This window comes from Priestia sp. TSO9 (assembly GCF_021029645.1).
Lineage (GTDB): Bacteria > Bacillota > Bacilli > Bacillales > Bacillaceae_H > Priestia > Priestia megaterium_E.
Window position 1 is genome coordinate 1 of sequence record NZ_JAJEKD010000022.1, and the last position, 6371, is coordinate 6371.

Genomic DNA, 6371 nt, shown 5'->3' on the forward strand with positions numbered 1-6371 from the left:
ATTCTTGCTTTGTTTCACTTAAATCATGCTTTAATGCTTTATTCTCTTTCTCATAGCGATCCACCTCGTGACTCAATGCATGCGTGCGCTCATGCTCGGCCGCCAATGTTTGCTGCAGCTCTTTTGTGAGACTCATAAGTTCATGAAAATCTGCTTCTTCCACTTTCACTTTGGAACCCATGACACTCTTGGCCGCCTCTACTTCAAGAGGTTGGCTACATAACTCTTCAATCCGTCTCTCGCTACGTATTTCAACAGGTGGTGCTGCTTTTAACTCCACTAAATTGTCCATCTGTTGAAGCTCTTTTTCCTTGTGAGCCACTAGTTGTTGCAGATGCTTTAGCTCTTTTTCGCGTTCTTGTTTTTTAAACTCATGAACACTTTTATGCTGCAGTTCGCTCGGCTCGCCACGCTCAATGTCATAACCACGTTTGTTCATGTAGTTATGAAAGTCATCCTGGATTCTACGAATCTTGGTTTTCCCATGGAAGTACTCTTTCGCCGCCAAGCGTCGATCATCCGTGATAGGCACAAACCCCACGTGCATGTGTGGCGTCGCTTCATCGTTATGTACCACCGCATATAAAATGTTCTGCTGGCCATACTTACCAGCTATATGGTCCAATGATGCTTCAAAATATTTGCGCTGCTCGTCTGGCGACATCGCATGCATATACTCCGGACTGGCCGACACAAAGAATTCTGCCACGAGAACAGCATCATTCCGAATTTTTCGTTTCACACGGGTGGCCGTCATCTTCTTAATTTCTTCATGGTACTTTATTTTGTCTTCATTCACCAAATCATAGTTGAGCATCGTTTTGGTTGAATCGATATCTTTATTTTTACTGTTCTCACCTTCTCGTTGGTTGTGTTTCTGGATCCCCAATATTGCGTCTTTGTGGAACTTTTGCATGCGGATAATCCCATATTTGGCCATCCCTCAATCCCCCATTTCAACCACTGTACTTGGGTCTAGCATACCACAACTTTAGATTTGGTGTAACGCACTACACCAATTTTTCATCTTCGATCAAATTGGGAGCGCGCTCTACGAGGTGGCGGTCGGCGTTCCTCCCTGTGTTTGGCTCCGCCAAAATGAAAAAAGACATCCCCAACGGATGCCCTTTTTCATGAGGACCGTGGACGCCGTCCACCACCTGCCAAAGGGAAGCCCCTTTGGAATGGCTTTTACAAACACCCCCAACCCCCTCAACCTTTGAGGGGGCTCCCTCGCCGGTTGGCGTCAAACAAACGGGGTTGTTTGAGTGCCAGGAGGGTTTGGGTTTGGTGAATCTATCAACTCCTTAAATTCTCGACCTGACGGTCTTGCGATTTACCGTTGACAGACCACTTTATACGGAGGTTTTGAATACTTTTGAAAGAAATTATCCTTAGTAGTTTATATGCTTCAAAAAATTAATTACTGCTCTTATCTTCTTTTTGAAAATGTTCTTTATAATATAAATAATCAACTTTATGTTTTGTAGACATTAATTGTGTTGCTAATATTGCAGTGTAAACCGTGGTCAATCCTAATGCTACTGCTCCCAATAAATTCAAATTGCCTTTATTAGTATTATCGTTACTATTCATGAAAATTTATCTCCTTTCTCATTTCTCTTTAAACTTATATTGCTAAATATCTTAGGTTTTTATTCCAAACTGAAACAGAGAAAGTCCTTTAGATGAACCTTGACATACCAAATTTCTAATTGAATATATGTGTCATAAATTATATATAGTCACAACAAAGACCGCCCATTATGTATCAGTTTATAAGGCGGTCTTATCTCTATGTATGCTATATATCTATTCGTAAATTCCCGACATTATTTCCAATGCCCCCATCATCGCATTCTAAAAATAAACCAATGAAAAAACAGGAGAAAAAGAGAGAAGGTTTTTATAGTTAACTGATTACTAACGTAATCAATGTTATCTATAGAAAAGTATCTTAAAAATTACATGCTATTCGTTTTTGTTTTTAAATGAAGCTGCCAATTACCTCTATAACAAACATAAGAGGTAATTATCATATAGAACATGCCATGGTACAAAGAAATAGACACCTTTAAGGTGCCATTTTTCAATAAATCTTCTCTTAAATATGATGAAAAACATACTATACGTTGTTACTGATACATTATTAAGGTCGTCAATAATGTGGGAACTTATATTGTTTATAAAACTTAAATTAAAGCTTCCAAAACTCCCACCACTTCTTTTTTTCCTCAGCAGCAGCAAGTTGTTTTCTCGTCTCTTGGATTTCACGTATATGACTCATACTTTGCTGATCCATACGTTCCACAAGCTTTTTATTAAACTCCATTTGTTCATTTAATTGTTTTTTTATCTCCTCAAGGCTTTGAGCCATATCATCGATTTTATCTTTGAATTCATAGGCTTGAACGGCCATTTGTGCTGGTTGCATGGGAGGCGTTCCTGTACGAGTGCCATAACGCTCTACTACTTCTAAACACGCAGTTTCTTTGGTTTTCCGTTGGACTTTTACAAGTTGTTTAAATAATTGTAGAGCCTTTAAGTCATGATCGGTAAATGCACGGCTATCATTCTCTCCCTTAATGAACTTATAACCCGCGGCCTCCAATTGAATACACCACTTTCTCAAAGTGCTATCAGATATCTCTAGCTTCTTTGCTACCTCACCAGTCCAATACGCCGGCTCTTGGCCAAGTTTCGCTTCTGACATATCGTTCCCTCCCGTGCAATTATAATTATATAAATAGTTATACTTTGTATCTCAAATATCCTTTAAACAATAACAAAGAACGCCCCCCATGCACATCATTTTAACCATGCACGGGGGGCGTTCTTATATGATAAATCCCGTTATATCAAGGTTTTTACGCTAATATGTTTCTTGAGGTTTTATTTATAATAAAAACAAGTGCATGCCCCCCATGCAACCAATTTTTATATAATGCATGGTAATCGTTCATACCCGTTTTTTACCGTTCGTTTTGGGGTGTGAGGCTGGCTTTCAAATTTGTGTCTCTACATTTTGAAAAAGAAATAAAACTGAGGACAGTTGCTCTGGCGGTTCGGCAGGTATAATGGCCGTCGTAAGCCGAGCATCTTTAACTTCGTTTTGGGTATGTTCGGCTTGGCGATATAACCAGCCCTGCCGAAATTTGAAATACAAGGAGAAAAGAGTGGAGATTTTTTAAGTGATTTCCTTAAAAAATACTACTCGAACCTTGTATGGAAAATAGCCATAATGATTTTTCATATGTATTAAGTTCAAGACATTTTAATATGTTTTTTTCTAACGAAAAAAGTATAAAAAGACCCTTGCAATTCTATCAGCGAATTGCTATTTAAATAGAGTGAGAAGGGGCAAGTAGAAGAATGTTGTTATATCAACGTTTATAGAGGCAGGGGTGTTGGGAAAAACCAACACCTGTGTTGGGAAAAACCAACACCTAAAAAATGCAAAAAAAGACACAAACAAAAAAAGCAAGGGGTAAATTTCCCCTTGCTTCTTAAAATAAATATATAGGTAATTGATGTTTCTTAGAGCTTCCTTCAACCTTGAAATTTTTTAGGGAGCGTTTAAATATTCTTTGTGTTGCCTTATCTACATCATCTCTTGCTGAACAACACATAATATTAGGATTTACAAACCAAGTCCTGCTAGTACATACTCTACCATCTTCTGTAGTCATACCACTCTCAGCAACAGCTAAGATGCCCTTTTTCATAAGATCATTCATCATAAGGGATACTGTTGAACGGTCACGTTCAAGCTTTTTTGCTAAATAGCTAGGTGAAGCCGAATTCTCGCTTACCTCTTCTAAGTCTTCTTCAGGGCGTTCTATAAGAATGTTTGTTTTAAATTCAACATAGGGAACTAAATCTAGTAAAAATGCTTTTTGTGCATTGGATAAATACTTTATTTGGCTTAAATAATTATAATTTTCCATGAGTATTTGCACAAATCTCACCCCATCAGTTTTTTTCTTTCGCTTACCGATGAAATAATTATCTCCAGTAGTCTTATGTAAGATTTCTAATAATGTTTTTTGTTGATCTGCTGAAAGACCAACTTCTGCTTGGCTTATTAACTCTTCCAGCTTAGAATCTCTTACTCTGGCTTTTTTTTCGGCTTCATCTAAAGCTTTTTTCATTTTAATTCCTCCATTTTTTTATGGAAGGAACTAACCTTATTGTGGTAGAATACTTTTATAAAGTTATGTAGTTGAAGGTTAATCTCTCCTTAAAAGGTTAATTCCTTCTTAATATTTTTTAGAGAAAGTCCTCGGAGTCGTCGAAAACTTGAGGGCTTTTTCTTATGTCTAATTTTCTACCAAATCCTACATTTTTGCAAACCCTATTTGTAAAATAAGCAAGAAAACTCACCTAAAATGTAGGTGAGTTTTTTAGTCTAATAATCCTTTTTCTTTAAACACTTTTCTCAAAGCTTCATTCACCAATTCAGATTTATAACTCTTAGGAACTCGATCAATGATACTTAACACATCATCGTCAAAATAAAACCCTCGATACACTCGTTTTGAGCGTTCTTTTGGATGCTGCAATAACAAATCAATTGCATCTACTGTGCTAGCTTTTGAAGAGCTAGTGCTAGTGCTTTTACTTTCATTTAAATAGCTAATACTAGCTGCTACTTCACTGTTAGTTTGCTTTTGTTCTGCTGGCATTTTACTGTTTTTAGAGATGAGTGTACTAAAATCAATATTTAAAGGTTCTGCTTCTTCTCCAATGTATCGATAAATACCTTCCTTACTGTCCCATTCATAACCTAATTTCTTAATCTTTAGTTGAATCGTACGAGTGCTTACATCATACTGATCAGCTAATTCCTTAATAGTTATTTCTTTCATCACAATTCCATTTAACATCTTTTTTACCAGCATCCTACTAGCCCCCATTTTTGTTTTAAAAGTATAGTACTAGTATTCAAATGCAAAGTAATATTCCCTGCTGTTATTTTACTTAAAACTAAAAATAGGCACTTTCTCTAATAAGAAAGTGCCCTAAGTTGAAATTGGTACTATGTTTACTATATCCAAAGCCGATTTTAACATAGACGCATAAAAATGACTATCTTGAGCAAAATATAGAAGATACCATAAGGTATCATTGGATAAAGTCGTTTGAAAAACCAGCCTTTAAGTATTTAAAGGCTGGTTTTTCAATTTTCTGTAGTTATTATAAAAGCGCTTTTAGGCAGCTAGTTAAAAATGTTCTTTTTAGTATTCCTATGGTAATGTGAGGAGAAAAAATAAAATAAATTATTTGGTCTCTTTGTACCTAAAGTTGCCTCATAATAGGCAGGAGTCAAATCATTTATGAGCATAGATCAAATTAAAAAAATGCTTAGCGTCTTAATCGAATATGAAAATAGCAAAATCATACATACCATACCTGGGTTGATTGAATTAATCTATTCTAAAGAATCTCAGTGTTTTCAAGTAACTACCCTTATTGATGGAAAGATTTCACCTTATCATGATGTAAATACTGCTTCTCAAGCCTTATATGAAATTTTAAATACTATCGAAAAACATTAAATTCTAGTTAACATAATCAACATTATCGGTAGCATTTCAATCTAATCGATTACATTCATAAGAACTTCACAGTCGCAAAAGCCACCTTGGTTTTGCAGCGCCTTTACAACCTTGGATTTTTTGCTCACGGGGATATGGGTATCTAGCCATTCTTTAGTGTAGATAAGTGTATGGTCACACCCCTGTATGTCTACTTTTTCGTCCAGAAATGCTTCCAATGAATCCAGCTCCTCAGGTGATAAATCAAGTTCGTGCGACTTATTTGCTTGCTCTTTTAGTAGCACTAACTTCTTTACTAACTTTCTGTCTTTTTTGTTAAGAGTGACTGCATTTTGAAGTGCTGATAAAGCTGCGTTATAATTCAGTAGATATTCTTCGGCTTGAGACAACAACTGCCAAGCAAACGCATCTGTTGCATGTTTTTCAACATATTCTTTGAGTCCTTTTCTTGCTGATAAAAGATGGGGAATTGCTTTTTTAGAAGGAGCTCTTCTTTGATAAGATCCTTGCATTGCTAGTTTTTGTCCTTTTATTAGTTCATCTTTTAATTCTAATAAACTATCCATTCAAATAGCTCCTTTTAAACAGTATTAAGAAACCAAAAATCCTTTATATAATTTTCCTATATCCTTCAATATTCTTCAATTAGTTTATGTATACTCTATGCATCGCTAGTTTACATAAAGCCTCTTTCCGGAACACACGACAAAAAGAATCCCTTGCGCTGCAAGGGATTTAAAACAGCCACCTCTTACAAAGTATGCAGCTTTTTATACATCGTTGATAGAATAGGCATTCTATTGATCAAATCAA

At 36.1% G+C, this 6371-nt stretch carries 7 protein-coding genes; 1 reads left to right on the top strand and 6 read right to left on the bottom strand.

All coding sequences use genetic code 11. The features are described 5' to 3' along the window. From mobV to LJC66_RS27225, 5 genes are all read right to left on the bottom strand, one after another. Nucleotides 1–940: MobV family relaxase (gene mobV, locus LJC66_RS27205; RefSeq protein ID WP_230933912.1), on the bottom strand; the 940-nt coding region annotated here is incomplete at its 3' end. Nucleotides 941–1419: 479 nt separating this feature from the next. Further along, nucleotides 1420–1596: a hypothetical protein gene (locus tag LJC66_RS27210; protein WP_230933913.1), complete on the bottom strand. Its 177-nt coding sequence runs from the start codon at nt 1594–1596 to the stop codon at nt 1420–1422. Between the two features lie 601 nt (nt 1597–2197). Beyond that, the gene (locus LJC66_RS27215; RefSeq protein WP_016766103.1) at nt 2198–2713 is read right to left on the bottom strand and encodes a DUF3967 domain-containing protein; all 516 of its coding nucleotides are present in this window, start codon (nt 2711–2713) and stop codon (nt 2198–2200) included. A gap of 793 nt (nt 2714–3506) precedes the next feature. Then, entirely contained in the window at nt 3507–4151 is a 645-nt protein-coding gene (locus LJC66_RS27220) for a MarR family transcriptional regulator (RefSeq protein ID WP_230933914.1), read from the bottom strand. Nucleotides 4152–4403: 252 nt separating this feature from the next. Further along, nucleotides 4404–4901, bottom strand: a complete 498-nt coding sequence (locus LJC66_RS27225; RefSeq protein ID WP_230933915.1) for an HTH domain-containing protein — start codon at nt 4899–4901, stop codon at nt 4404–4406. Nucleotides 4902–5336: 435 nt separating this feature from the next. Here LJC66_RS27225 and LJC66_RS27230 point away from each other — a divergent pair, with 435 nt between their 5' ends. Next, nucleotides 5337–5558 (top strand): hypothetical protein, encoded by a 222-nt coding sequence (locus tag LJC66_RS27230; RefSeq protein ID WP_230933916.1) that lies wholly within the window; start codon nt 5337–5339, stop codon nt 5556–5558. 41 nt (nt 5559–5599) lie between these two features. Here LJC66_RS27230 and LJC66_RS27235 read toward each other — a convergent pair whose 3' ends face one another. Next, nucleotides 5600–6124: a DUF2695 domain-containing protein gene (locus LJC66_RS27235; RefSeq protein ID WP_230933917.1), complete on the bottom strand. Its 525-nt coding sequence runs from the start codon at nt 6122–6124 to the stop codon at nt 5600–5602. Nucleotides 6125–6371 lie beyond the last annotated feature (247 nt).